At 53.1% G+C, this 25,539-nt stretch carries 23 protein-coding genes and 1 pseudogene; 17 read left to right on the forward strand and 7 right to left on the reverse strand.

All coding sequences use genetic code 11. The features are described from left to right. Window positions 1–85: 85 nt before the first annotated feature. The 6 genes from lsrA to lsrG are packed head-to-tail and all read left to right on the forward strand — an operon-like array spanning window position 86 to window position 5,805. Window positions 86–1,576 (forward strand): autoinducer 2 ABC transporter ATP-binding protein LsrA, encoded by a 1,491-nt coding sequence (lsrA, locus tag ACS0RQ_RS03450; protein WP_271849954.1) that lies wholly within the window; start codon window positions 86–88, stop codon window positions 1,574–1,576. Beyond that, the gene (lsrC, locus tag ACS0RQ_RS03455) at window positions 1,573–2,607 is read left to right on the forward strand and encodes an autoinducer 2 ABC transporter permease LsrC (protein ID WP_039078172.1); all 1,035 of its coding nucleotides are present in this window, start codon (window positions 1,573–1,575) and stop codon (window positions 2,605–2,607) included. The genes lsrA and lsrC overlap by 4 nt, the downstream gene beginning before the upstream one ends. Then, a complete protein-coding gene (gene lsrD, locus ACS0RQ_RS03460; protein ID WP_271849955.1) occupies window positions 2,608–3,585 on the forward strand; it encodes an autoinducer 2 ABC transporter permease LsrD in 978 nt (325 codons plus the stop codon). Between the two features lie 16 nt (window positions 3,586–3,601). Next, window positions 3,602–4,615: an autoinducer 2 ABC transporter substrate-binding protein LsrB gene (lsrB, locus tag ACS0RQ_RS03465; RefSeq protein WP_071194480.1), complete on the forward strand. Its 1,014-nt coding sequence runs from the start codon at window positions 3,602–3,604 to the stop codon at window positions 4,613–4,615. Between the two features lie 12 nt (window positions 4,616–4,627). After that, window positions 4,628–5,515, forward strand: a complete 888-nt coding sequence (gene lsrF, locus ACS0RQ_RS03470) for a 3-hydroxy-5-phosphonooxypentane-2,4-dione thiolase (protein ID WP_071194481.1) — start codon at window positions 4,628–4,630, stop codon at window positions 5,513–5,515. Beyond that, the gene (lsrG, locus tag ACS0RQ_RS03475; RefSeq protein ID WP_039078168.1) at window positions 5,512–5,805 is read left to right on the forward strand and encodes a (4S)-4-hydroxy-5-phosphonooxypentane-2,3-dione isomerase; all 294 of its coding nucleotides are present in this window, start codon (window positions 5,512–5,514) and stop codon (window positions 5,803–5,805) included. Before lsrF ends, lsrG begins: the two co-directional genes overlap by 4 nt. A gap of 206 nt (window positions 5,806–6,011) precedes the next feature. On the opposite strand, the gene ygjG is transcribed toward lsrG, so the two are convergent. Then, a complete protein-coding gene (gene ygjG / locus ACS0RQ_RS03480) occupies window positions 6,012–7,391 on the reverse strand; it encodes a putrescine aminotransferase (RefSeq protein ID WP_047373471.1) in 1,380 nt (459 codons plus the stop codon). 142 nt (window positions 7,392–7,533) lie between these two features. Between ygjG and ACS0RQ_RS03485 the strand changes: the two genes are divergently transcribed. The 3 genes from ACS0RQ_RS03485 (at window position 7,534) to ACS0RQ_RS03495 (ending at window position 11,363) form a co-directional block, all read left to right on the forward strand. Further along, a complete protein-coding gene (locus ACS0RQ_RS03485) occupies window positions 7,534–7,689 on the forward strand; it encodes a hypothetical protein (RefSeq protein ID WP_271849956.1) in 156 nt (51 codons plus the stop codon). A gap of 135 nt (window positions 7,690–7,824) precedes the next feature. Next, window positions 7,825–9,345, forward strand: coding sequence for a methyl-accepting chemotaxis protein (locus ACS0RQ_RS03490; protein WP_271849957.1), 1,521 nt, complete (start codon window positions 7,825–7,827; stop codon window positions 9,343–9,345). 455 nt (window positions 9,346–9,800) lie between these two features. After that, the gene (locus ACS0RQ_RS03495) at window positions 9,801–11,363 is read left to right on the forward strand and encodes a methyl-accepting chemotaxis protein (protein ID WP_271849958.1); all 1,563 of its coding nucleotides are present in this window, start codon (window positions 9,801–9,803) and stop codon (window positions 11,361–11,363) included. Here the strand turns inward: ACS0RQ_RS03495 and ACS0RQ_RS03500 are convergent. Further along, entirely contained in the window at window positions 11,360–11,956 is a 597-nt protein-coding gene (locus tag ACS0RQ_RS03500) for a PadR family transcriptional regulator (RefSeq protein ID WP_271849959.1), read from the reverse strand. The genes ACS0RQ_RS03495 and ACS0RQ_RS03500 overlap by 4 nt on opposite strands. A 237-nt stretch (window positions 11,957–12,193) precedes the next feature. Here ACS0RQ_RS03500 and ACS0RQ_RS03505 point away from each other — a divergent pair, with 237 nt between their 5' ends. Further along, window positions 12,194–12,967 carry a siderophore-interacting protein gene (locus ACS0RQ_RS03505; protein WP_271849980.1) on the forward strand — a complete coding sequence of 258 codons (774 nt, stop codon included), beginning with the start codon at window positions 12,194–12,196 and terminating at the stop codon, window positions 12,965–12,967. A 147-nt stretch (window positions 12,968–13,114) separates the two neighbouring features. Here ACS0RQ_RS03505 and ACS0RQ_RS03510 read toward each other — a convergent pair whose 3' ends face one another. After that, complete coding sequence (locus ACS0RQ_RS03510) at window positions 13,115–14,284, reverse strand: coiled-coil domain-containing protein (protein WP_039078163.1); 1,170 nt, start codon at window positions 14,282–14,284, stop codon at window positions 13,115–13,117. A 364-nt stretch (window positions 14,285–14,648) separates the two neighbouring features. Between ACS0RQ_RS03510 and ACS0RQ_RS03515 the strand changes: the two genes are divergently transcribed. The 3 genes from ACS0RQ_RS03515 to ACS0RQ_RS03525 all read left to right on the forward strand — a co-directional run bounded on the left by ACS0RQ_RS03515 (window position 14,649) and on the right by ACS0RQ_RS03525 (window position 17,970). Next, a complete protein-coding gene (locus ACS0RQ_RS03515; RefSeq protein ID WP_271849960.1) occupies window positions 14,649–16,535 on the forward strand; it encodes a beta-glucoside-specific PTS transporter subunit IIABC in 1,887 nt (628 codons plus the stop codon). Window positions 16,536–16,676: 141 nt separating this feature from the next. After that, the gene (locus tag ACS0RQ_RS03520; protein WP_271849961.1) at window positions 16,677–17,681 is read left to right on the forward strand and encodes a LacI family DNA-binding transcriptional regulator; all 1,005 of its coding nucleotides are present in this window, start codon (window positions 16,677–16,679) and stop codon (window positions 17,679–17,681) included. Window positions 17,682–17,709: 28 nt separating this feature from the next. Further along, window positions 17,710–17,970, forward strand: a complete 261-nt coding sequence (locus ACS0RQ_RS03525; RefSeq protein WP_271849962.1) for a hypothetical protein — start codon at window positions 17,710–17,712, stop codon at window positions 17,968–17,970. Between the two features lie 53 nt (window positions 17,971–18,023). Here the strand turns inward: ACS0RQ_RS03525 and ACS0RQ_RS03530 are convergent, their stop codons facing one another. The 3 genes from ACS0RQ_RS03530 to ACS0RQ_RS03540 form a co-directional block, all read right to left on the reverse strand. Further along, window positions 18,024–18,554 (reverse strand): hypothetical protein, encoded by a 531-nt coding sequence (locus tag ACS0RQ_RS03530; RefSeq protein ID WP_271849963.1) that lies wholly within the window; start codon window positions 18,552–18,554, stop codon window positions 18,024–18,026. Window positions 18,555–18,616: 62 nt separating this feature from the next. After that, window positions 18,617–19,579, reverse strand: a complete 963-nt coding sequence (gene ssp4 / locus ACS0RQ_RS03535; RefSeq protein ID WP_334633097.1) for an Ssp4 family T6SS effector — start codon at window positions 19,577–19,579, stop codon at window positions 18,617–18,619. 716 nt (window positions 19,580–20,295) lie between these two features. Beyond that, window positions 20,296–20,993 (reverse strand): IS1-like element IS1A family transposase gene (locus ACS0RQ_RS03540; protein WP_334634863.1). Its coding sequence is split into 2 segments (ribosomal slippage): window positions 20,296–20,744 and window positions 20,744–20,993, totalling 699 coding nucleotides; the frame shifts between segments, so codons are not numbered across the junction. 106 nt (window positions 20,994–21,099) lie between these two features. On the opposite strand from ACS0RQ_RS03540, the gene ACS0RQ_RS03545 reads away from it, so the two are divergent. Then, window positions 21,100–21,447, forward strand: coding sequence for a hypothetical protein (locus tag ACS0RQ_RS03545; protein ID WP_334632721.1), 348 nt, complete (start codon window positions 21,100–21,102; stop codon window positions 21,445–21,447). Window positions 21,448–22,168: 721 nt separating this feature from the next. Beyond that, window positions 22,169–22,492: a DUF1889 family protein gene (locus ACS0RQ_RS03550; protein WP_039078157.1), complete on the forward strand. Its 324-nt coding sequence runs from the start codon at window positions 22,169–22,171 to the stop codon at window positions 22,490–22,492. Between the two features lie 361 nt (window positions 22,493–22,853). Here the strand turns inward: ACS0RQ_RS03550 and ACS0RQ_RS03555 are convergent, their stop codons facing one another. Continuing rightward, the gene (locus tag ACS0RQ_RS03555; protein ID WP_271849966.1) at window positions 22,854–23,093 is read right to left on the reverse strand and encodes a hypothetical protein; all 240 of its coding nucleotides are present in this window, start codon (window positions 23,091–23,093) and stop codon (window positions 22,854–22,856) included. Window positions 23,094–23,295: 202 nt separating this feature from the next. On the opposite strand from ACS0RQ_RS03555, the gene ACS0RQ_RS03560 reads away from it, so the two are divergent. After that, the gene (locus tag ACS0RQ_RS03560; RefSeq protein ID WP_271849967.1) at window positions 23,296–23,553 is read left to right on the forward strand and encodes a hypothetical protein; all 258 of its coding nucleotides are present in this window, start codon (window positions 23,296–23,298) and stop codon (window positions 23,551–23,553) included. A gap of 345 nt (window positions 23,554–23,898) precedes the next feature. After that, window positions 23,899–25,285 (forward strand): annotated as a pseudogene (locus ACS0RQ_RS03565) (hypothetical protein); the annotation flags it as partial. Window positions 25,286–25,539: the final 254 nt, after the last annotated feature.

Raw genomic sequence — 25,539 nt, forward strand, 5'->3', positions numbered from 1 at the left:
ACTGCACGGTTGTAAATATAGTTCACCGTCTACGCTTTTGAACATTATTGAAATAAAAAATCATTTGTTCAATAGCGGGGCTGCAATGAATCCACTGATTGAAGCGCGAGGCATCAATAAGCAATTTTCAGGCGTCACAGTCCTGAAAGGCATTGATTTCACGCTGTATTCAGGCCAGGTCCATGCGCTGATGGGCGGTAATGGCGCGGGAAAATCGACGCTAATGAAAATTATCGCCGGGGTGGAAACGCCAGACAGCGGTGAACTTTTCGTTTGCGGCAAGGTGTTTGCGCGCCTTAAGCCGAATCAGGCGCATCAGCTTGGTATCTATCTGGTCCCGCAGGAACCGATGCTGTTTCCCAACCTGAGCGTGCGGGAAAATATCCTGTTTCGCCTGCCGCGCAGCGCACAACATGACGCGCTGCTCACTGAGAAACTGCAGCAGCTTAACTGCCAGCTTAACCTGCAGGCGGCCGCCAGTACGCTGGAAGTGGCCGATCAGCAAATGGTGGAGATCTTACGCGGCCTGATGCGCGACGCGAAGATCCTGATCCTCGACGAACCCACCGCCTCTCTTACGCCCGGCGAAACCGACCGGCTTTTCCGTCAGATCCGCGCCCTACAAGAGCTGGGTGTTGGCATTGTTTTTATCTCTCATAAATTGCCGGAAATCCGCGCGCTCGCAAGCCATGTCTCGGTGATGCGCGACGGGGCAGTGGTGCTGAGCGGTGAAATCGCCAGCCTCGACGACAACGCCCTGATTACCGCCATGACGCCCGCGAGCCGCGAAAAAAGCTTAAGCGATACCCAAAAACTGTGGCTGGCGCTGCCGGGCAATCGCCGTACCCAGCCGCAGGATTTCCCGGTGCTGCGGGTGGATGATCTGACGGGGGAGGGGTTTATCGATCTCAGCCTTGAGATCCACGCCGGGGAGATCGTTGGTCTGGCAGGGCTGGTGGGATCCGGGCGTACCGAGTTTGCGGAAACTCTTTATGGCCTGCGCCCGGTGCGCGCGGGGCGTATCTGGCTGGAGAACCGTGAGATCAGTGGCGATTCCACCCGCGCACGCCTGGCGCGCGGGCTGGTTTATCTGCCGGAAGACCGCCAGGTGTCGGGGTTGTTCCTTGATGCCCCGGTACGCTGGAACACGGTTGCCCTGAATGAACCCTCTCTCTGGCAGCAGCGCAAACGTGAAGCAGCGGTGGTGGAGCGCTATCACCGGGCGTTGGGGATCAAGCTGAATCATGCGGATCAAATTGTCCGCACCCTCTCCGGCGGGAACCAGCAAAAGGTGTTGTTGGCGCGCTGCATGGAGGCCAACCCGCTGTTGCTGATTGTCGATGAACCGACGCGCGGGGTGGACGTGGCGGCGCGGGCGGATATCTATCAATTGATCAAAAGCGTGGCGGCGCAAAACGTGGCGGTACTGATGATCTCAAGCGATCTGGATGAGTTTCCTGGGCTGGCCGACAGGGTACTGGTCATGCATCAGGGCCGACTGAGCGGGGAACTGCCGCGCCATGCGGTGAGTGTGGATCGCATGATGACACTGGCTTTCGGCGGGGGACAGCCATGAAAACATTACTGAAAAACCGTGAGCTCAGCGCGTTTCTGGCTATCCTGGCGCTGTTTGTGGTGCTGGTGGCGCTGAACCCTTCCTTTTTCAGCCTGCAAACCGTGGGCATGATTTTCGCCAGTAGCCAGATCCTGATGTTGCTGGCGCTCGGCGCAACGCTGGTGATGCTGACCCGCAATATTGATGTATCGGTGGGCTCAACGGTGGGGCTGTGCGCCATTGCCGTCGGGGTGGCGCTGAACAGTGGCTACAGTCTGCCTGTCGCCATGCTTTTCTCTCTGGCGATTGGCGCCCTGGCCGGGGCCTTTAACGGCCTGCTGGTGGTGGGACTGAAAATTCCGGCGATTGTGGCAACGCTGGGTACGCTCGGGCTGTATCGCGGGGCAATGTTGCTGTGGACAGGCGGTAAGTGGATTGAAGGACTGCCTGCCAGTCTGAAATCACTCTCAGTGGCGGGGGCGACCGGGGTTTCCCCTCTGGGCTGGCTGGTGCTGCTGGTGCTCGGCGCAGGGACCTGGGTGCTGGCGCGCACGGCGTTTGGCCGCGACTTTTATGCCGTGGGGGATAACCTCGCCGCCGCCCGCCAGCTCGGTGTCGGTGTAAACCGCACGCGGATGCTGGCCTTCACCCTGAACGGCGTGCTGGCGGCCTGCGCCGGGATTGTCTTTGCCTCGCAGATTGGCTTTGTACCGAATCAGACCGGCAGCGGGCTGGAGATGAAAGCCATCGCCGCCTGCGTGCTCGGTGGTATTTCGTTGCTTGGCGGGACGGGGACGCTTGTCGGCGCGTTTCTCGGCGCCTTTTTCCTCACCCAAATCGACACCGTGCTGGTGCTCTTTAAACTCCCGGCCTGGTGGAATGACTTTATCGCGGGTTTGGTGTTACTCGGCGTGCTGGTGCTGGACGGACGTTTACGCCAGGCGCTGGCCCGCCATCAACGGCAACTGAAATACAGCCGCTTTATGCCCGGCAATAAGGGGAGCAAAAACGTGGCCCCTTTTCCCAAACGTAAAAACAAAGAGGTGGCGTAAATGAAGCTCAACTGGGAATTTGCGCTGCTGCTGTTACTGGTGCTGGAGATCCTACTTTTTGGCGCGCTGAACCCGCGCATGCTGGACGTCAATATGCTGCTGTTCAGCACCAGCGACTTTATCTGCATTGGCATTGTGGCGCTGCCGTTGACGCTGGTGATCATCAGCGGCGGTATCGATATCTCGCTTGGCTCGACCATTGGCCTGTGCGCCATCGCGCTGGGAGTGATGATGCAGGCGGGCTGGCCGATGAGCGTGGTCATAGTGCTGACGCTGGCGCTTGGGCTGCTGTGCGGGCTGGTCAACGCGGCGTTGATTCACTACACCGGCATCAGTCCGTTGGTCATCACCCTCGGCACGCTTTATCTCTATGGCGGTGGCGCGCTGTTGCTCTCCGGCATGGCGGGCGCGACGGGTTATGAAGGCATCAGCGGTTTCCCGGATAGCTTTACCGCCTTTGCCAATCTCACTTTGCTGGGCCTTCCCGTACCGCTGGTGCTGTTTGCGGTGATCACGCTGTTTTTCTGGCTGATCACGCACCGGGCGCGTTTTGGCCGTCACCTCTTTTTACTCGGGCAGAACCCGCGTGCGGCACGCTATGCGGCGCTGTCGGTGAATGGTATGCCTTACGCACTTTACGGGCTGGTCGGGGTGGCATCGGCCATTGCCGCCGTGGTGCTGGTCTCTTATTTCGGTTCAGCGCGTTCCGATCTGGGGCGCGATTTGCTGATGCCTGCACTTACCGCCGCAGTGCTGGGCGGGGCCAATATCTATGGCGGTTCAGGTTCGGTGCTGGGTACTGCGCTGGCAGCGTTGCTGGTGGGGTATTTACAGCAGGGGTTACAGATGGTCGGCATCCCCAACCAGGTGTCGAGCGCGTTGTCAGGGGCGCTGTTGGTGGTGGTGGTGATGGGACGTTCGCTGAGTCTGCACCGGGAATGGGTGCGTATGACCTGGCATCGGGTTCTCTCGCGTTAATCTTTTGGAGCATGAGATGAAGACAAAACTGATAGTGCAACTGAGCGCGCTGGCGCTGGCAGGTAGCGTCATGGCCGCCCAGGCGGCTGACCGTATCGCCTTTATTCCCAAACTGGTTGGGGTGGGCTTCTTCACCAGCGGCGGCAACGGCGCGAAAGAGGCGGGCAAAGACCTGGGTGTGGATGTGACCTATGACGGCCCGACCGAACCGAGCGTTTCCGGCCAGGTTCAGCTCATCAACAACTTCGTCAACCAGGGTTACAAGGCCATTATTGTCTCCGCCGTTTCGCCGGATGGGCTGTGTCCGGCGCTGAAACGGGCGATGCAGCGCGGTGTGAAAGTGCTGACCTGGGACTCCGATACCAAGCCTGAGTGTCGCAGCATCTACATCAATCAGGGGACGCCAGAGCAGCTGGGCGGTCTGCTGGTGGAGATGGCTTCAAAACAGGTAACCAAACCGAATGCCAAAGTCGCTTTCTTCTATTCAAGCCCAACGGTGACCGACCAGAACCAGTGGGTAAAAGAGGCGAAAGCCAAAATCGAGAAAGATCATCCCCAGTGGCAAATCGTCACCACCCAGTTTGGCTATAACGATGCGACCAAATCCCTGCAAACCGCAGAAGGGATCTTAAAAGCGTATCCGGATCTGGACGCGATCATTGCACCGGACGCCAATGCTCTGCCAGCGGCAGCGCAGGCGGCGGAGAACCTGAAACGGGAAGGGGTGGCGATTGTCGGCTTTAGTACGCCGAACGTCATGCGCCCGTATGTAGAGCGCGGTACGGTGAAAGCCTTTGGCCTGTGGGATGTGGTGCAACAGGGGAAAATTTCGGTGAATGTCGCCGAACATCTGCTGAAAAAAGGCGATCTTAACGTGGGCGACAGCGTCGACGTGAAAGATATCGGCACGCTTAAAGTCGAGCCAAACAGTGTGCAGGGCTATCAGTATGAAGCGAAAGGCAACGGGATTGTGCTGCTGCCGGAACGCGTGGTGTTCACCAAAGAGAACATTGGCAAATACGACTTCTGACGGGAGGAAACGATGGCGGATTTAGATGACATCAAAGATGGCAAAGATTTTGGCCTCGACCGGCCGCAACAGAATGTGCCGTTTACGCTTAAAGGCTGCGGGGCGCTGGACTGGGGGATGCAGTCGCGCCTGTCACGCATTTTCAACCCGAAAAGCAACCGCACAGTAATGCTGGCGTTTGACCACGGCTATTTTCAGGGGCCGACTACCGGCCTTGAACGTATCGATTTATCTATCGCCCCGCTGTTTGGCGAAACGGACGTACTGATGTGTACCCGTGGGGTGCTGCGAAGCCAGGTGCCGCCCGCTACCAATAAACCGGTAGTGCTGCGGGCGTCGGGAGGTAACTCTATTCTGACCGAACTGTCGAATGAGTGCGTGGCGGTAGCGATGGAGGATGCCCTGCGGCTGAACGTCTGTGCGGTGGCGGCCCAGGTTTATATCGGCAGCGAGCATGAGCATCAGTCGATCAATAACATTATTAAGCTGGTGGATGCCGGGAACCGTTACGGTGTCCCTACGCTTGCGGTCACCGGCGTCGGCAAAGAGATGGCGCGGGATGCACGCTATTTTTCGCTGGCCAGCCGTATCGCCGCCGAGATGGGGGCGCAGTTTGTCAAAACCTACTTTGTCGAAGAGGGGTTTGAGAAAGTCACCGCCAGTTGCCCGGTGCCGATTGTGATTGCCGGGGGCAAGAAATTGCCTGAGCTGGAGGCATTAGAGATGTGTTTTCGCGCCATCGACCAGGGGGCGTCCGGCGTGGACATGGGACGCAATATCTTCCAGTCCAGCGCGCCGCTCGCCATGCTCAAAGCAGTAAAAAAAGTGGTACACGAGAATATGAGCGCCCGTGAGGCGTATCAGTTCTGGCAGGAAGAGAAACAGGGAGAGCAACAATGAATGTGACGCTGGTGGAGATTAACATCAAGCCGGACAAGATCGATGAGTTTCTTGAGGTGTTTCGCGCCAATCACGAGGGGGCAGTGAAGGAGCCGGGAAATCTGCGTTTTGATGTGTTGCAGGATCCGAAAGTAAAGACGCGGTTTTTTATCTACGAGGCGTACAAGGATGAAGCCGCTGTGCTGGCGCACAAGGAGACGCCGCACTATCTGGCCTGCGTGGCGAAGCTGGAAGATCTGATGTCGGAGCCGCGTAAAAAAAGGACGTTTGTGGGGCTGATGCCGGAATAGCGGTTTGGTGTGGTGCGCGGTGTTTACCTTTGCCCCTCACTCTGACCCTCTCCCCAAAGAGGAGAGGGGACCGTTCGTGCTCGCATTTTTGTGGGGAATCCTCAGCCCGACAGGGGAGAGGAAACCGATCAAGCGGGTGGGGGCTGTTTTTCACCCTCTCCTTTGAGGGAGAGGGCAGGGGTGAGGGGGAGAAGGCCGCACCGTTTTTACGCTTCTTCCACCGCCACGCGCATCGCTGCCAGCGCGGTGCGTGCCGCTTTGAGTACCTGTTCGCACTGTTCAATCGTCAGTGTTAACGGCGGTTCAATACGAATGGTTTTCGAGTTGTTGAGTGTCCCGGCAACCAGTACACGCTGGCGGAACATCTCGCTCGCAAACGTATAGCCGATTTCGTTATCCACAAACTCGATAGCCATCAGCATCCCTCTGCCGCGTGCATCCTGCACCAGGTCCGGGTATTCACGCGCCAGCAGGCGGAAGCCGTCTAGCAGCATGTCACCTTTCTGCTCTGCCTGTGCCGGTAAGTTCTCTTCCAGCAGCACGTTGATGGTCGCCAGCGCGGCCGCACAGGCCAGCGGGTTACCGCCAAACGTAGTGGTATGCAGGAAAGGATTATCGAACAGGACGGAGAAGACCTCTTCGGTCGCGATAGTCGCGCCGATCGGCATCACGCCGCCGCCGAGCGCTTTCGCAAGACATAAAATGTCCGGCTGGACGTTCTCATGCTCGCAGGCGAACATCTTGCCCGTACGGCCCATCCCGGTCTGCACTTCATCAAAGATAAGCAGCGCGCCAAACTCATCACACAGCTTACGCACGGCCGGCAGATAACCCTGCGGTGGCAGGATAACGCCGCCTTCGCCCTGAATTGGCTCAAGGATCACCGCAGCGACATCATCGCCGGTTTTATGACATTCACTGAGCAGGGTACGCATGGCCTCGATATCACCAAACGGCACATGACGGAAGCCCGGCAGCAACGGCATAAACGGTTTGCGGAAGGTCGATTTCGCCGTCGCAGACAACGCACCCAGGGATTTACCGTGGAACGCGCCGCTGGTCGCGACAAAGGTAAATTTGCCCCGTGGCGACTGATACGCTTTAGCGAGCTTTAATGCCGCTTCGACGGATTCCGTGCCGCTGTTGCTAAAGAAGCTGTACTTGAGTTTGCCTGGGGCTAATGCCGCCAGCGTTTTTGCCAGCATCGCCCGCAGTGGGTCGAGTAGCTCCTGGCTATGCAGAGGTTGTTTTGCGAGTTGATTCTGTACGGCGGAAACCACTACTGGATTACGGTGCCCCACATTGAAGATACCAAACCCACCCAGACAATCTAAAAACTCCTGTCCCTGGGTGTCGACAAGCGTATTCAAACTTCCCGCTTGCCACTCTACGGCTCCGTAATCCCCGCCGGCAGTAACAGATTTTCGATACTCTAAAAACCCCGGATTTACATGCTCTTTAAAGTATTCTCGTACCTCTCGGTTTAATTCTTTCATCTCCTCATGATCAAGCTTTCGTTTCTCTATGAGGTTCAGTGCGTGTGCGCTGCAGGCAAGAGCCGATGCGCTGGAAGGTAATCTGTTCAAAATATGCTCCCGGGGCTCGCGTATCACATGATACTGATTTAAGTATTGCAGGGATTGCGCCACATCGAAGCCGTAAATGAAAATCGGGATAAACACCAGGGAAAAATGCATTTGTACGAGATTAGATCCCGGATCTTACCCTTTGTTACGCTCTGAAATAGAGGAAAAGAAAACGCGCAGTGCGCGTTTTTTAAGCGAAATGCACCGTGGTGGTGCGATTATTGCCTCATTTTCGCGCAGCGATAAATCAGGAAAACTTGGTAGTTTCAAGCCGTTACTATATAAATCAGCAGCTTAAAAACATACAAATAGTGCGGTTTAATCGCAAATTGCGATCTAAATCAAATTTAACAACTAAAGATAAATTCATTATCGCCGAAATAACATTCGATAAAATTTTTAACAGCCGAATAACTTGCAAAGGATGCTTATCATGTCTGCTCCGCCGTTTGTCACGCAACGGGAATACACCCTTGATGCTGACACCACCCTGATGTCGACCACCGATTTGCAAAGCTATATCACCCACGCCAATGACACCTTCTCTCAGGTAAGCGGCTTTGAGCTGGACGAACTGATCGGCCAGCCGCACAACCTTGTACGCCACCCCGATATGCCGAAAGCCGCCTTTGCGGACATGTGGTACACCCTGAAACAGGGCGAACCCTGGAGTGGTATTGTTAAAAACCGCCGTCGGAATGGCGATCATTACTGGGTACGGGCTAACGCTGCGCCAATGGTGCGTAACGGAAAAGTGACGGGCTATATGTCCATTCGTACCCGCGCCACCCAGGAGGAAATTGCCGCTGTCACACCTTTATATAAAGCCATTCAGGAAGGGCGAGCTAAAAAGCGGATCCATAAAGGGCTGGTGGTTAGCCGGGGCTGGCTGGGTAAACTGCCCTCTCTGCCATTACGCTGGCGGACACGCGGGGTGATGGCGCTCTTATGGATGGTGCTGGCGGCTGGCCTGTGGCTTTCCGGGAATGGTCCGGCGGCGATTTTGTTGAGTGCCGCGATCTTGCTGTTGGGCTGTGCCTGCCTTGAATGGCAAATTGTGCGTCCGGTTGAGGAAGTAGCCCGTCAGGCCCTTAGCGTGGCGACCGGTGAACGTAACAGCGTGACGCATCTGAAACGTAGCGACGAACTGGGTCTTACTCTGCGGTCCGTTGGGCAGTTGGGGTTAATGTGTCGCTGGCTGATTCACGATGTTTCCGGTCAGGTGAGTAGCGTGCGCAGCGGTAGCGAAACGCTGGCAAAAGGTAACGACGATCTGAACGAGCGTACTCGGCAGACCGTCGTCAATGTGCAGCAGACCGTTGCCACGATGAGCCAGATGGCCGCCTCGGTGCAAAATAATTCCCATACCGCGACAGAGGCTGACAAACTCTCCAGCTCCGCCAGTAGCGCGGCGGCGAATGGAGGAAAAGCGATGGAAACGGTGGTGAAAACGATGGACGAAATTGCTGACAGTACGCAGCGTATCGGTTCAATCACCGCATTGATTAATGACATCGCTTTTCAGACCAACATTCTGGCGCTCAATGCCGCAGTGGAGGCCGCCCGTGCCGGTGAACAGGGCAAAGGTTTTGCTGTGGTGGCCGGGGAGGTTCGCCACCTTGCCAGCCGTAGCGCCAGTGCGGCAAATGATATTCGCAAGTTGATTGATGCCAGCGCCAGCAAAGTGCAATCGGGCTATGAACAGGTCCATGCGGCAGGCAGGACGATGGACAATATCGTCACTCAGGTTCAAAACGTGACCTCCCTGATTGGCCAGATTAGCCAGTCAACTTCTGAACAGGCGCAAGGGCTGTCAGAGCTGACCCATGCCGTGGCAGAGCTGGATACCATCGCGCAAAAAAATGCCGGGCTGGTAGCCGAAAACGCCAATGTTTCCTCAATGGTAAAACACCGCGCCAGCCGTTTGCAGGACGCCGTTTCCGTGCTTCATTAATTCCTCTCCCTCTCTATTCAAAGAGAGGGAATTTTCTCTTTAATGTATATTTAACCTTATATTTTATGAGCTTATATTGTGCATTCTGATTTGTTCTATTTATATTTATAAAATGTTAAATTAATATTAAATATAGTTTCTTTTTTGATCAATTATATTCCATTTAATTTAACTTGTTATTCTTATTAAAAGACAATTAAGTGGCGTTAATATACGTTGCGCAACTTCTTCCCTCAGAACATATAACGATCGATAGATCTCAATTAATAGCTGATAACTATCAGAATAATCACAACTGAAATAAAAAAACGATCAATCTCATAAAGTTAGCGCTGCGGTTACCGATAACATGCAGTGGAGATATTATTTCTGGCGTCTCTTTTAAAGCAACGCATCTAACTCTTTGTTGAAAAGGGTTTTTTCGCAAAATTATAATCATGTGCATGGGGGAATATATGTTTTTACATGATGTAAAAATTGGTGCGAAATTATTTTTCGCGTTCGGTTTTTTTATTGTCTTGATGGTAGCCAGCTCCGCTCTTTCACTGTTCAGTCTGAATCGTGCTAATAATGGAATGCAGGATATTATTCACAATGATTATCCGACCACCGTAAAAGCCAATCAACTCATCGATAACTTCCAGAGCTTTGTCAGTACGCAGCAACTTATGTTACTGGACACGGATGGCAAATGGCAGGCAGAGACCGAGAAGCAGCTCGGCGAAATTAGCTCCCGAGTAACGGTTCTTCTGGACGATCTGACAAAAAACCTCCATGACAGCGAATCACAAAAAATCCTCGCCGAGATTAAAGATATCCGTCAGCAATTTCTGGACTCGCGTTTTCGTATTCTGGAAGACGTGAAGAAGGATGATCATTCGGCGGCTATCACTGAAATGATGACCAAAATGGTGCCAATCCAAAAAGCCTACAAAGAGAAAGTGCTGGCCCTGATTGCTATCCAGGATGCGCAGATGCGTCATGGTAGTGAGCTGGTTCAAAGCGATTTCAGCACCAATCGTTTACTGCTGATTGCCCTGGCGATTATCAGTATCGGCGTGGGTACGCTTTTGGGATGGGTGATAGTGCGCGCCATTACTCGCCCGCTGCGTGAAGCGGTGACGTTTGCCGAGGCGATTGCCAGCGGTGATTTAACCCGCACTATCCACTCCGATTATCGTGATGAGACCGGTATCCTGCTGCGTGCTTTGATGGAGATGAAAACCCGCCTGGTGGACATTGTTCAGGAAGTGCAGTTTGGCTCGGCCAGTATCTCAAGCGCCGCGGCGCAAATTGTGGCCGGAAACCAGGATCTGGCGGCCCGCACAGAGGAGCAGGCCAGCTCTGTCGAACAGACCGCATCGTCCATGGAGCAGATTACCGCGACCGTGAAAAACACGGCCGATCACACCACCGAAGCCACCAGCCTGTCTGCGGATGCGGCCAATGTGGTTAAAAACAATGGCGAGATGATGAAACAGGTCACCGAGAAGATGCGTGTGATCAATGAGACCTCCAACCGTATGTCTGACATCATCAACCTGATTGACGCCATCGCTTTCCAGACCAATATCCTGGCGCTAAACGCGGCAGTGGAAGCGGCACGTGCAGGCGAGCATGGTCGTGGCTTTGCGGTTGTGGCCGGTGAAGTGCGTCAACTGGCGCAAAAGAGTGCCGCATCTGCCAATGAAATCCGCCAGCTTATTGAAAACTCCACCAGTCAGACCCGTGAAGGTATGGCACTGGTGGAAAAAGCCAGCAGTTTGATCAACGGCATGGTGAGCAACGTTCAGGAGATGGATGTGATCCTGCGCGAGATTGGCCAGGCAAGCCGCGAGCAGACCGACGGTATTTCACAAATCAATAGCGCTATCGGGCTGATTGATTCCACCACGCAACAGAACTCAAGCCTTGTGGAAGAGTCTGTTGCGGCGGCGGCGGCGCTTAATGAGCAGGCGACGCACCTGCGCGAGCTGGTGCAAGTTTTCCGCCTGCGTGAAGACGGGGCGATGGCTTAATCCAGTTGAGAGATATCCAGCGCCGCCCGGTCGATAATGCCGATAATTTGTTTTAACTGGGCGGCGCTGAGCTCTGACTGGTTTACTTTCAAATCCAGCACCGCCTTGAAGTTTTCCAGCGCGCGCTTCATTTGCGGATCTTTTCGTAACTGATAACCCACGCTTCGCGCCTTGATACGCGCCTGAATATGCTGCAGGTGCTCGTTATTTTCGGCAAGCCACGCCTGACCTTCCGGGGTAATGGCTATCTTTTTACGACCGCCGTCTTCCTCGTGAATAATAATAAGCTGCTGATCCTGTAAGAGATCCAGCGTCGGGTAAATCACACCCGGACTGGGTGTGTAATTTCCCTGGGTCAGGGTTTCGATCTCTTTGATCAACTCATAACCATGGCTGGCGTTACGGGTCAGGATATCCAGGATAACCAGGCGTAATTCGCCGTGGCCGAAAAAGCGCTGACGGCGTCCGCCGCCGCGCCCATGATGGACCTCGCCGTGGTGGCCGCGGTGATGTTCCCCGCGACGCCCGGCGTGACACTCGCTGTCGTGACCCTGCTGGCATTCTTCATCGAATGCATTGTGATGATGTCGCATGTTCTGCTCCCTGGTGAATTTGATATATCTAATTTATATCTAAAATTAAAAATATGACAAGGCTGGTTCTGTTTATTTTTGTAACTTATTGATATTAATGATTTTTTATTTTCTTTTTTGCAGGTTGTGCGTTTCTGATTTTATGTATCTAAAAAAAGGCTTGCCATCTCAATAAACAGCAATCATTATCATTTAAAAATCAATTTAGATATATCGTATTCAATTTCACGAAGGCCGATTATGACAATCAAACAACAACGTTATCCGCAGCGTGTACGCAATGAGTTGCGTTTTCGCGAGTTGACCGTGTTACGCGTCGAGCGTGTGGGGGCCGGATTTCAGCGCATTGTGCTGGGCGGCGAGGCGCTGGAGGGGTTTATCTCTCGCGGGTTCGACGACCATACCAAAGTCTTTTTCCCACAGCCGGGTAGCGCGTTTACGCCTCCACAGGTAACCGATGAGGGTATCGTTTGGGCAGAGGGTCCACGCCCTGCAACGCGTGATTACACACCACTGTATGATGAGCGCCGCCAGGAGCTGGCGATCGATTTCTTTATTCATGAAGGTGGTGTGGCAAGCACCTGGGCGATGCAGGCCCGGGCAGGCGACAAGCTGACAATCGGCGGACCGCGTGGATCGCTGGTGGTGCCGGAAGATTATGCCTGGCAGTTGTATGTATGCGATGAGTCCGGGATGCCGGCGTTGCGTCGTCGGCTGGAGGGGTTAAGTCGCCTGGCGGTGCGCCCGGAAGTCAAATCGGTGGTCACCGTAGGGGACGCCTCGTACAAAGATTATTTTGCCTATTTGAGTAATTACAACATTGATTGGGTGATTGGCCATGACGCGCAGGCGGTGGTGGAAAAGCTGACGCCGGTTGCTGTGCCGTCGGAAGACTATTTTATCTGGCTGACGGGCGAGGGTGCGGTAGTGAAAGCGTTGCTGGATCACTATGCGACTGACACCATCGACCAGCAACGGGTTCGTGGTCAGGCTTACTGGCATAAGAAGTAGTTCGCTGTAGTTTTCTTCACCCGGAAGGGGAGTGCTGAACTTATGCCACTCCCCGGTGGCGCTTCGCTTACCGGGGCTACGGTTGTGCGGTGGGTATCGATAAGAGCCCGGATAAGGCGCCTGCGCCGCATCCGGGAGGTTGCGGAATTACGCCACTTCGTCGTATTCGGCTTCGCTCACCTGCTGCTCCAGCGATTGACGAATCTCGGCAAGGGCTTTCTCTTGCTGGCGGAAATACCCTTCCTGATCGGTCAGTGACGATACCAGTTGCCACGACTCCTCTTTCTCAAGCGCATTCAGCTCATCGATCAGGCTGGCAATATGCTGCTTCACCTCATGAATACGCTGGCGCAGGCGGGCAAGATCGTTAAGACGATCGCTGGCCATTAACGGCTCCAGCCCTTTTTGCAGGCGGGTTAACAAAAGGCGAATTGCCCCCAGATCGCCGCGCTGCCTGGCCTGATTCAACTGAACCATCATGGCATGCGCCTCTTCTTTAAAGGCGTCGTCCACCAAATCCGGGTGGCAAAGTTTACTGGCCTGGCGCCACAAGCGTTTCAGCTCAACGCGCTCATCCGGTGACATCTTCTGCTCGAAGCCAAAACGTTGCTCGGCATCGTGCTGTTGTTCCTGGTAATCTTCATACTCCTGGCGCGCTTCATCCCGCGCCTGACGCGCCGGTTCATCTTCACGCGTCAAGCCTTGCTCCAGCTCCTGCGCTTCGGCCAGCAAAGAGGCGATCAGCGCATTCTGCTGCTGCAAATGCTTACGCGCTTCCGCCGCCTGCGGGGACTGTGGCGGAAAACTTTGCCAGCGGCGGGTAAGGGTGACCAGCACCTCCACCGCCTGCGACAGATATTTCTGACAGCGAAGATAATCGGCCTCACGACGATGCGCTTCGGCTTCCTGGCGACGCACGGCGGCTTCGGCGAGGATCTTACGCAGACGCAGGATCTGTGACATCAGTGGCCCAAGACGGGTGAGGTATAGATCGTTGAAATCATCCAGCAACTGAATGCGGGTGTTACGTTTATCGATTAACTCACGCAACTGCTCTTCCAGCGCTTTCAGTTCCAGTTTGCTGGCGGCAACCTGTGGATCCTGCCACTGCACCACTGAACGCTGGCTCTGCAGCCAGGCATTGATAGTGCGCAACGCATCGGAAAAGTTTTTCTCTTCAAGCGCCCATACGATGAACGCCAGCTCACTGTCGGTGACTTCATTTTTTAGAAAAGGAAGCTGGCTCTGAATAATGCCTTCGTCTTCCAGTTCAATGGCGTACTTAATGATCTCAAGCCGTTTTATGGGTTTGTTCATGGTCTTTCGCTAAGGCGCTTAAAGATTGAGTTAATGGTAGTTGGTAATGATCAAACACGAAATAAGCTCATTGTCGTACCCGCAGCCGCTGCGTTCAACCCTGAAAGATTAGCATCAGTTCAGCTAAGCAGATATGGCTGAAATCATAATACAGGTCACAAGTTACAGGCGTTAGCATTCCTGAAAGAAATACTTCTCCGGTACGTTTTTTCCCCACTTCCCGGCTGTTTCATATTCACCTCATCAAGTGATTTAGCTCTCATATTTCCATGAAACCGGTTGCATGGCTGCGCGGCCAGGTTAGCATGAAACCGGTTTCATTCATTGCATGACTCAGTTACCGAAAATAAAAGGTAGAAAAAAGATGGCTGTTATTCGGGATTACAATAAGTTAGCAAGTGATATCCTCCGGGAAGTCGGAGGGGAAGAGAACATCAACAGCTTTACCCGTTGTGCCACGCGTTTACGTCTGGTTCTTAATGAAACGCCCGCTGATGCGAAACGTCTGGTGCAAAGCCTGCCAGGAGTCATTGCGGTGGTGGAAAGCGGTGGACAGTTTCAGGTGGTGATCGGTACCCACGTGGCAGACGTCTTCAACGCGATGTCAGGTCTGGTAAAAGAGAATGGCTCCATAAGCAGCGCCCCGAAAAAAACGCGTAAGCTTGACGCTGTGATTGCCACCATGTCGGCAGTGTTCGCGCCGATTGTCTACATTCTGGCGGCGGCAGGTATTCTGCAAGGGCTGCTGATTGTTGTCAGTCTGATGGATGCCGATATCAAAACCACTGGCACTTTCGCCGTGCTCAACTTTATGTCCTGGACGCCGTTTGCCTTCCTGCCGGTTTTTATCGCCATTACGGCGGCGCGCCATTTCAAATGTAATCCGTTTATCGCGGTTCTCTGCTGTTGTGCGCTGATTAGTCCTGACTGGGCTGCGCTGGCGGGGCGTATTGCTGGCGGGGAGAGCATCAATTTCCTTTTCTTCCCGCTTTCTAAAACGGTGTATACCTCCTCGGTTTTGCCACCGCTGTTCCTGGTGTGGGCGCTCTCCTGGTTCGAACGCCGGGTAGAAAAGTGGATCCCGGATGTGGTCAGCCCGCTCTTTACGCCGTTGATCTGTTTTGTTGTCATTGTGCCGCTGACCCTGATTGTGATTGGCCCCATTACCACCTGGGCGGCAATGGGGGTGGCAAACGGCTATAACGCGCTCTTCCACGCAGCACCGGCAGTTGCGGCGGCGGTGATTGGTGGCGTGTGGCAGATTATTGTTATCTTCGGGGTTCACTGGGGGATTACGCCGGTAATCATGGCCAATTTCGACACCCAGGGTTACGACTCCTTCCAGGCTTACCAGACCATTGCGGTTATTGGTCAGATGGCGGCGGTGTTTGGCGTGTTCCTGAAAACCCGCAATACCCAGTTAAAAGCGACCTCCATGTCTGCCGGGATCACGGCGATTTTTGGCATCACCGAACCGGCGATTTACGGTGTGACGCTGCGTTTTAAAAAACCGTTTATTTGCGGCTGTATCGGCGGGGCGATGGGTGCGGTCGTCGCCAGTCTCTTCGGTAGCCTGTACTACGCGTATGCCGCGTTGCCTGGCTTGTTTACCCTGGTCAATGCTATCAGCCCGAATGCGCCGATGTCGTTTATCGGCGAACTGGTAGGGGCCGGAACCTGTATCGTGCTGACGATTGTGATGGTGCAGTTCGTGGGCTTTGAAGATCCGGCAAACGAAGAGGACACGAAACCGGCAACACCTGTCAAAGCGCAAGCGACGTCAAATACCGCTGCGGCCAGTGCAGTGAAGATGCTCAGCCCATTAAAAGGGGAAGTGGTGGCGCTGGAGAGAGTGGCAGATGAAGCGTTTGCCGGTAAAGCGCTTGGCGATGGTATTGCCATCAAGCCCGAAGAAGGCAAAGTTGTGGCACCGTGTGACGCGACGGTGGCGACCGTGATCGCATCACATCATGCCATTGGGTTATTGTGCGATAATGGGGCAGAGTTATTGATCCATGTTGGGTTAAATACCGTCAACCTGCAGGGGCAGCATTTCCGTCCGTTGGTGAAAGAGGGGGATGTGGTCAAAGCAGGTACGCCTCTTCTTGAATTCGACAAAGCCAGCATCGAACGCGAAGGCTATGATCTGACAACCCCGGTACTGGTGGTTAACAGTGAAGATTTCACGCTGACAAAGCACCAGCTTGATGGCGCGATTGGTATGGGGGCGCCGCTGATGTCTCTCGCATAAGGAGGCACGGGCGCACGAACATGGTGTCAACGGCGTCACGACATAACCCGTCGGGCTTCGCGAGTCGCACTCTTTTGCAGCATGTTTCTGAGCCGGATGTTTCTGGCTCAGTGTGAGCCACCCATTGATTGAGGTTTTCTTATGGTAACGATACTGGACGTCGCCAGAATGGCAGGAGTGTCAAAGGCGACGGTATCGCGCGCGCTAAACGGTAAGGTGTTTGTCCGGGAAGAGGTGAAGGCCAGAATTTTACAGGCCGTTGCTGAGACCGGTTATCGGCCAAACCAGCTGGCGCGCAATCTTGCTAATAACAAAACGAATTCGATTGGGCTGGTTATCACCAACGGGTTGTACAACGGCCCGTTCTTCTCAAGCATGGTTTATCAGGCGGCGACGCGCAGTGAAGGTCACAGCCGTCAACTGGTGCTTGCAGACGGGAAACACAGCGCTCAGGACGAGCGCGATGCGATTGGTTTGCTCCTCGAGCTTCGCTGTGAAGCCATCATGATCTACCCCAAATATCTGTCGGTCAGTGAGCTGGATGACATCATTGACGGCAACCAGACTCCGATAGTTGTCATTAATCGTGAACTTATCAGAAACCGAAACCGCTGCGTGTTTACCGATCATCGCCGTAGCAGCGAGGAGATGGTGGAACATTTGCTGGCGCAGGGGCATACCCGGATTGCATTTGTGGCGGGCGTATGTGGTTCGCCGACCGGTGAACGCCGTTTACGCGGCTACCGCGATGCGTTGCGAAAAGCGGGTATCAGCCCCGATCCTCAACTGGTGGTGCGGGGCGCCTGGAGTACCGAAAGCGGTTATGAGGCGGGACGCCAGTTGCTGGCGCTCAATATCCCGTTCACCTGCGTGCTGGCCGCCAATGACGATATGGCCATTGGCCTGGCGAAAGCGTTTCAGGATGCGGGGAGAGCGGTGCCGGGAGAGATCTCGTTGGCCGGGTTCGATGATTCGGTGATTGGTAAGTACTACACGCCTTCTTTGACAACTATCCACGTCCCGATGGACGAAATGATCCGCGATGCGGTCGAAATTTTACTGCATCCCGACGAAAAAACCGTGTTTTCCCATCAGGGAACCCTGGTGAGCCGGGATTCAGTTGCCCGACGCGTTGACGCGGAGTGAACATTCACACGTCATAAGGCGAAGCGTGATGTTGTACGCAAGAGCGCATGCTGTTGTGGGCTGGGTGGCGACCATTGCCTGCTGTTTTATGTATATCTCGTATATACCGTTGATTCTGGATAATCTGCACGGGGTGAAAACTAACCCGCTACAACCGCTGGCCGCCGCCGTTAACTGCGTGTTGTGGGTGGCGTACGGTTTACTGAGCGAAAGGAAAAACTGGCCGATTGTGATAGCCAATTCGCCCGGTATTGTGCTCGGACTGATTACCTTTAGCACTGGCTTATAGCCATCAGCTTAAAAAAAGCCGCCATGCGTTACGCACCGGCGGCTTTTTTGTCCTTATTGGCCCGATCGTATGCGCATTCCGCGAGACAGTGTTGCGATACGCTGCGTGCGACCGTAGAGCACGAATAAAATAAATCCGCGTCCATTAAGCACATAGCGGCAGGCCAGCATGATGAGCAGTGCCACCAGCATGATGACCGCATGATGCGTCTGCCCATCCAGTACGGTGAACACCAGCAGCAGCACACTCAGCACGGTAAGGACGCCATGCACCAGGCCATACCAGGCCAGCCCGGATGTTTTACCGCGTGCGATCATATAGGTGGCGCTCAGGTTGCTGAAAATAAACAGAATAGCGGGCAGGAAGAAGATAAGCGCCCGGACTGGCGGTGTCTGTTTTGGCAGCATCGCCATCAGCGTCAGTAAATTACAGGCGAAGGCTACCAGGAACAACAACAGCACAAACGCCAAAGGAAATCCGTTCTGCCGGGGCAGTTCAGACGGCGGTTTATCAAACCAGCGCTCCAGTTCGGGCGTTGAATGTTGCAACAGGCTGTTATCGCCACGGGCAATAACCTGTTCCATCTCCCTTCCATGGGCCAGCAGATCACAAAAAAGCCAACCGGAAATGAGCGTGGCCAGGCGCATTACAGTACCGCCAGTGACTGAATGGTGCCCACAATATAGCGGCCTGTTTTGGGAATATTGCCCGGCGAGGCGACGACACCGCTCACCGCGCTTCCCGCCAGCGCCGCCGCACTGGTCACCAGATTACCCAGTTGCCGGGTAAGCTCCACCTGCACCGGCTCGACCGGGAAGCGTTTAGGATAAATGCCTGCGCGGATAAGGGCTTTGATTTCCTTATTACTGATGCCAGGATTTTGCAGCTTGATGATGAGCTCCGTCAGGCGTTTGCGATCCTGGCGAGGGTACTCTTTCAGCCACTGTGACGCTTTTAACGACGAAACGGATTTCATTGCGCGCCACGTCGTGACAACCTCTTTCAGTACGCCGCCTGCGCTTGCCAGCGAGATAAGATCGAGCGCGGTAGAGGTGGCGTTATACCAGCCTTGCGAATCCAGCCAGGCCACATCTTCGCCGCCATTCTCCACCAGGTCATACAAACGATAGAGACCATTGATACATTGCAGACCTGTGGCAGCGGCACCGGCATAACCCAGGGCGACCAGCGCGCCGCTGGCTCCGGCAGTGAGTGGGACGGCGGCTCCCGCAGTGGCCATGACTCCGGCGGTAATGATCATTGCGCCGCAGGAGAGAACGGTGGAGGCGATTTCAGGACCGAGAGAGGTTGCGGAGACGGCGTCGGTCAATGATTTACCCACCGTGGTTTTTGATCCTTGGGCGGGAGGCTTTGTCACAACCACATGCGTTACGATGCCGCTTTGTCCGTTCGGGTGACGTTTACTGGGGCGCACCAGATATCGCTCCGTGCCATCGGCGTAGATAATTCCAGCCTGTGCAAAATCACGTGTACAGTCCATCGCTGCGCCAAGCGCATCGAAATTGAAATCTGTCGCACCTTTACCGCTAAAGCGAGCAAAATCGTAGCCAGGCATATTTGCTTCGGGGTTGAGTCCGGGCAGCGTCATTTTTCATTCCTTGTAATGATGAGTACAGAAGTATTAATCCAGGATTATTCCTGGACTCCCAGGGCTAACAAACAGGTGTTTTTTCCGAGATGTGGGTTTATTTCGCCGCACATAACTCAGGCCAGACGAAGAAAATAGCTAAATATCATGTACTATCTGGCGCAACTGAAAGTATGCGAATTTTTTCATAACCATCTGATTTAATTGTTCTTTTTTTTTGGTTTTTCTTGCCATTTTTGCTGGCGAATGACAAAGGAAACCTTGAGATTCCTTATTTTAGACAGCGAACAGGCAAACTTCACCCCGCCAAAAAAAGGGCTTTTATCCTTTCAACGTGATGAGATGGAATATTATTGATGTGAATAATTCCGATGTGAAATTAAGATGCGATAATATATTTAGCAGTGGAAAACGCTTTTTTAGCGGCATTAACATAACTGCAAATTCAGATGCGCAGTAAGCGTATTCGTGGTGAAGTGTTATTGGGATTGGGGGCTAATTCTCAAAATAGACAAAACACGAACGTCGCCACGTTTACACTGCTGGCGGCCTGGTACGTTGTGCATTACCTTAGAGCCGAAAATTACTGTCGCATTTGAAAAGGAGTCAGGTTCGATGTCTGATCAACACATAATGAAAGCCATGTTCACGCAGCAGCGAATTCAGATCATGCATTTGGGTAAGCATCACAAGGAATATACGGTAATGGTCCCAACTTATTGATAGTGTTTTATGTTCAGATAATGCCCGATGACTTTATCATGCAGCTCCACCGATTTTGAGAACGACAGCGACTTCCGTCCCAGCCTTGCCAGATGCTGCCTCAGATTCAGGTTATGCCGCTCAATTCGCTGCGTATATCGCTTGCTGATTACGTGCAGCTTTCCCTTCAGGCGGGATTCATACCGCGGCCAGCCATCCGTCATCCATATCACCACGTCAAAGGGTGACAGCAGGCTCATAAGACGCCCCAGCGTCGCCATAGTGCGTTCACCGAATACGTGCGCAACAACCGTCTTCCGGAGCCTGTCATACGCGTAAAACAGCCAGCGCTGGCGCGATTTAGCCCCGACGTAGCCCCACTGTTCGTCCATTTCCGCGCAGACGATGACGTCACTGCCCGGCTGTATGCGCGAGGTTACCGACTGCGGCCTGAGTTTTTTAAGTGACGTAAAATCGTGTTGAGGCCAACGCCCATAATGCGGGCGGTTGCCCGGCATCCAACGCCATTCATGGCCATATCAATGATTTTCTGGTGCGTACCGGGTTGAGAGGCTGTGTATGTGAACTGTAACTGCCATGTTTTACGGCAGTGAGAGCAGAGATAGCGCTGATGTCCGGCAGTACTTTTACCGTTACGCACCACCCCGTCTGTAGCTGAACAGGAGGGACAGCTGATAGAAACAGAAGCCACTGGAGCACCTCAAAAACACCATCATACACTAAATCAGTAAGTTGGCAGCATCACCGAATATACCGACGCGTACATCTTTGCCTGGGAGTCCGGTGTTTATCCGTTTTTGCATGATTTGGGTGGTGAACATCAGTATCTTCCCCATGAATTATACGGCGACTTTTTTGAGGTCGGCGCACAGAGGGGCGCATCCATTTATGAACGTCTTAATCGGGCATGGGCAGATGAAGAGGACAATTTAACGTATAGCAGACTGGAGTCTGACCTGATGGGCATTGGCAGTTCACGAGACTGGCGTCCCGATGAGGTAATGAATGTATGTCGCTATCTTTTCCTGACAGGCTGTTTTGACGGTGTATTCTGGAAGGCGCTGTGCAAGCCAACGGCAGATTCATCATGGGTTGAGTTCGTGCAGGACGCGTACAGCCGGGAGCATGATACGACGTTTATGTGAGCAGATAAGGGGCAATGAAGGGCACATTGAATGAAGTGTGGGTTATCACGGAAAGATGGCTGCCAGGATATCACCGTGACCCCCGCACGAGCCGCTGAACATCTGATACCAGACGATTATCGACTCAAAACGTGATCTCAACCAGTGCCAGCTACACTAATACCAGCGGTTATACTTGATATAAAAAAATGAGACGATAATAAGCCACAAAAAGGTCAGTATCCCAAAATAATCAGGTATGAATCTCGCGAAGATATATGCCCCTGCCACAATAAGGGCCAAAGGGATTAAATAGATATATGACTGTAAAAACCATAAAATTGCCTGCTTCATTTTTTTAATAACTCATATAAAGCATTACCGATCACGATAGCCCCACTACTTAATACTTGCCTGGCAATAGGCAAGTACAGGGCTAGCTTACCCGATTTTTCAGCATACTTGTAAGCCTAATAAGAGCATTGTGTTGTACGCACCCTTCCTGAGAACTGTACTGGCCGTTACCAGAATGACTGGCGTGGGCTAACGCGCTAAAGTCCCGGTCCCCGGTCAATGAGGAAAAGTCTTTGCGCTTGTGTGGCACGTCATCGAGCAGAAAAACGTCACATGTGAAGCTGATTCTGGGGCCAGGTAACAGATTTGACCATCAATTGCAGACTCTTCGCCATTTCAGGTCATAGTGAAGAGGTGATTATTAGATGGTTAATTTAAGGATACGAATATGCCAACAGTAATTGAGAAAGCATTGGACTTTATTGGCGGTATGAACACATCAGCCTCAACACCACATTCCATGGATGAGAGTACAGTGAAGGGGATGTTTAAGTATCTGAAAGAGCTTGGTGTTCCAGCTCACGCCGAGGAGATTATCGCGCGAGGGGAGCGGGAAGGGTGGCACCCGGAGTTCACAAAAAAGGTGGCGGGATGGGCGGATAAAATCGAGTCCGCTGACCGCGTGGTGATTAAAAACCCTGAATACTTTACTTCGTATATGAAGGAAGAGCTGCGGGCGCGGGTTAACGTCGAGTTTGACCCGGCAAGTTAAGCGAATCTCAGTTAGCTTCTTACCTGGGCTTTAATACGACAAAGGGCCTCTGTTTTCACTTAGGCCCTTGAATTTGGTGGCCCCTGCTGGGGTAAGTATCCCGCATAATCGTGCCATTCACATTTAGAGATCTTCCGGCATACTCAATCTGCCAACGGAGGAGCATTTTAGCTGTAATAAATGCGGTGCTAATACCAGCGATTATATTTAATATAAAAATAAGAAACGATAATAAACCATAAAAAAGTAAGTGTCCCTAAATAGTCGGGAATGAATTGAATAAACAAATATACCCCAGCAAGAATGAGTGCGATGGGTACTAAGTGAGAGTGGGCTCCCCACAAGAATAACAATAATTAATTCATCTTTTCAATATTTCATATAAAGCGTCGCCAATGACTTCCTCGTTGTTCCTGCCAGACTCTACTTCATGGATTATTTTAGACATTTGAGGTTCAATAAGAAAGTATAGCATTTCCAGCTTTTCTCGATAAAGTAATTGGTAATATTCCGCATCCTGAAATTTCAGTTTATTTGCTGCTAATGCGGCCATCTGAGCTTTAGCATACAATGCCGTGGCTTTCACAAACCAGGTGGACATTTCATTTACTTTCTTAATATAAGATTCCTGAAAATCAGCGCTACTTACAATCAATTTAGCAATTATCAGAGAAATAGCCAGTTTGCTTGAACGATCAGCAGCCTCATATGCTTTCTCTCAGATTTTCTGCTTTATATAGGACATCAGCGTATTATTAATGTTTAATGATTGATCATGGTCGCTCACACGGGCAAGGTTGCGAATGAAAAAAAGTCGAAAAATCCTTATTTATGTTTTGGCGGCAATTATTTCTTTTCTAATAATTCCTGAGGTCATCTTAAGGAAGGTTCCGAATGACATACTTGCCAGACTTAGCGATTTTACAAGTTTGGGTGGTTTATTCAGTCCATTCCTCTCGGCGATGATTTTCATTGGTCTGTCATCCATCTTTATCGGAATTATTGGCGTGTATGTCGTTGGAAAAGTTTGTTGTGCTTTAACTCAGATTAAGCATGAGTGAAATAGTCAGTTGATAATCGATCACAATGCACGGGCCAGGCAGGGAACGTTATGAAAAAAATGGAAACACGGTAATTAGTTTTTGGTCGTGATTTTTTTCTTTCTAACTATCCCGGAAATAGTGATACGTGTACTGACGCCTAAGCAGTTCGCACGGCTGAGCGATTTCACAAGCCTCGGTGGGCACCTCAGTCACTCTCTCGGTGCCGATTTTTCTTGGATTGATGTCTGCGTTGCTCGGTGTGCTTACCATTTTCTTAATAATAAAAATTTACCGGCGTTTATCCCTATCCAGCCGTTAATTAAGACCTAATAATCTTGCTTCCACTTCATTCCATACCCTCGCTGGCTGACGGAAAACAGCGGCATCACGGTGACTGTGCCGGATGCGGGTTACAGCAGCACGGCCATTCCGCATTTCACCCATTCCGGCACGGGCTTCCAGTTGCTTAACAGTCTGGGTAAGGCTTTTGCGGTCAGGGATTATATCTGGTATCAGTTGCCGGATGGCAGCATATACGCAGGTGGCGCTGAGTCTGCCGCTGTTCGCGGGGCGTCCGGTGGAAATCCCCCACGCGTTCAGCCAGGGCAATGCAGCCGGAAATTCGATGACCATTCCTCTGATCCAGTCACTGCGTCCGGGTGTGGAAGTGAACGGCCAGCGCCTGACGAAAGTCACGCTCACAAACGACACAATGGATATTGCCTGGACGCCGCGCAATAAAATCACGGGCGAACCCCTGCAAAAATCACCCATTCAGCGCCAGATTGAAAGTCAGTTCCCGGAGCTGGCCAGCGGGCTGCATCTGCCGAAAATGGCGCGCGTGGTGGCGGCGAGTGAACCCGTTTCAAGCGGCAATTTTGCCGATCCGTTCCGCCCTCGGTATGCCGTTGATGTGCAGCTGCTTGACGCAGACGGTAACCCGGATAAAACAACCCCGGTTTATTCCGCTGTGCCGTTACCGGTTCCTATGGCCGGGAATGATTCGGGGATGTTCCAGTTTCCGCCAGAAGGAACGCTGGTCGAAGTGGGGTTTACAGGCGGACGCCCGGATAAGCCGTTTGTACGCCAGACATTGCCGGACGGGACAAGCCTGCCGGACGTGAAGCCCGGCGAGCAGCTGCAACAACAACGCGAGGGGGTTTCGCACCGCGTTACCCAGGGCGGCGACTGGGAGCGGCAGACCGATCAGGCCATCCGCGAGACGTCCATGTCCCGCGAAGTGACCGCCGACAGCGAAAAGCGGGAACTGGTCAAACGGGAAACAACGGTCAAAGCGACAGATAAGACAACCGTGCTTGGTACGTCCACACTGATGGCCGGAGCTGTTCAGCAGGTCGTCACGGGCGATTATGCGATGGCCGCAGGCGGAAAATATCTGGCCAGTATTCAGGGTGATGCCGAAACCGAGATTGACGGGCGGCAGTCCAGCAGGGTGGCCGGGAATATCGATATCGAGACGCGCGGCGCGCTGACAGAAAAGATTGCCGCACTGCGCAGGAGCGTGGCCGCAGGTCAGCAGGTGATTGGCCAGACCGTGCATATCGGCACCGAACAGACCAATGCCCTGACCATGCTACTCGACACTATCGACCTGCTGGCGGAGCTGGCCAGTCAGTGTGCCAGCCATACACACCCCGGAACGGGCGCGTCTGTACAGTCTGGCGCGTTTACGCAGACGGCGACAAAAGCAGGAACAACCAGGGGAAAATACGCCGCTATCATTGCCTGAATGACTTCATTTTAGCCCGCCAGTGTGCGGGCTTTTTTATGTTCCTTCGCCAGACGCTCCACAATGCGCTGTGAGCGCCTCTCCCGACAGAACACCCGCGAGTAATCCCCCGAAACGATCAGGCGCACCCCGGCAGGCTGGCGCAGCCATACCCCAACAAAATAAAGACGCCGCAGACAAAAACGGCGCTACACCGCACCCGCCTGCGGTTTTTGGATCGGGTAATTTTTTCAGTTTTATTTTTCTACAAACCA

This window comes from Phytobacter diazotrophicus, assembly GCF_052061655.1.
Classification (GTDB): domain Bacteria; phylum Pseudomonadota; class Gammaproteobacteria; order Enterobacterales; family Enterobacteriaceae; genus Phytobacter; species Phytobacter diazotrophicus.

Excerpts from the sequence above, each read along its gene's own strand:
- lsrA (WP_271849954.1), top strand. The coding sequence starts at position 86 with ATGAATCCACTGATTGAAGCGCGAGGCATCAATAAGCAATTTTCAGGC.
- lsrC (WP_039078172.1), top strand. The coding sequence starts at position 1,573 with ATGAAAACATTACTGAAAAACCGTGAGCTCAGCGCGTTTCTGGCTATC.
- lsrD (WP_271849955.1), top strand. The coding sequence starts at position 2,608 with ATGAAGCTCAACTGGGAATTTGCGCTGCTGCTGTTACTGGTGCTGGAG.
- lsrB (WP_071194480.1), top strand. The coding sequence starts at position 3,602 with ATGAAGACAAAACTGATAGTGCAACTGAGCGCGCTGGCGCTGGCAGGT.
- lsrF (WP_071194481.1), top strand. The coding sequence starts at position 4,628 with ATGGCGGATTTAGATGACATCAAAGATGGCAAAGATTTTGGCCTCGAC.
- lsrG (WP_039078168.1), top strand. The coding sequence starts at position 5,512 with ATGAATGTGACGCTGGTGGAGATTAACATCAAGCCGGACAAGATCGAT.
- ACS0RQ_RS03490 (WP_271849957.1), top strand. The coding sequence starts at position 7,825 with ATGTCTGCTCCGCCGTTTGTCACGCAACGGGAATACACCCTTGATGCT.
- ACS0RQ_RS03495 (WP_271849958.1), top strand. The coding sequence starts at position 9,801 with ATGTTTTTACATGATGTAAAAATTGGTGCGAAATTATTTTTCGCGTTC.
- ACS0RQ_RS03500 (WP_271849959.1), bottom strand. The coding sequence starts at position 11,956 with ATGCGACATCATCACAATGCATTCGATGAAGAATGCCAGCAGGGTCAC.
- ACS0RQ_RS03510 (WP_039078163.1), bottom strand. The coding sequence starts at position 14,284 with ATGAACAAACCCATAAAACGGCTTGAGATCATTAAGTACGCCATTGAA.
- ACS0RQ_RS03515 (WP_271849960.1), top strand. The coding sequence starts at position 14,649 with ATGGCTGTTATTCGGGATTACAATAAGTTAGCAAGTGATATCCTCCGG.
- ACS0RQ_RS03520 (WP_271849961.1), top strand. The coding sequence starts at position 16,677 with ATGGTAACGATACTGGACGTCGCCAGAATGGCAGGAGTGTCAAAGGCG.
- ACS0RQ_RS03525 (WP_271849962.1), top strand. The coding sequence starts at position 17,710 with ATGTTGTACGCAAGAGCGCATGCTGTTGTGGGCTGGGTGGCGACCATT.
- ACS0RQ_RS03530 (WP_271849963.1), bottom strand. The coding sequence starts at position 18,554 with ATGGAACAGGTTATTGCCCGTGGCGATAACAGCCTGTTGCAACATTCA.
- ssp4 (WP_334633097.1), bottom strand. The coding sequence starts at position 19,579 with ATGACGCTGCCCGGACTCAACCCCGAAGCAAATATGCCTGGCTACGAT.
- ACS0RQ_RS03550 (WP_039078157.1), top strand. The coding sequence starts at position 22,169 with ATGCCAACAGTAATTGAGAAAGCATTGGACTTTATTGGCGGTATGAAC.
- ACS0RQ_RS03555 (WP_271849966.1), bottom strand. The coding sequence starts at position 23,093 with ATGTCCACCTGGTTTGTGAAAGCCACGGCATTGTATGCTAAAGCTCAG.
- ACS0RQ_RS03560 (WP_271849967.1), top strand. The coding sequence starts at position 23,296 with ATGAAAAAAAGTCGAAAAATCCTTATTTATGTTTTGGCGGCAATTATT.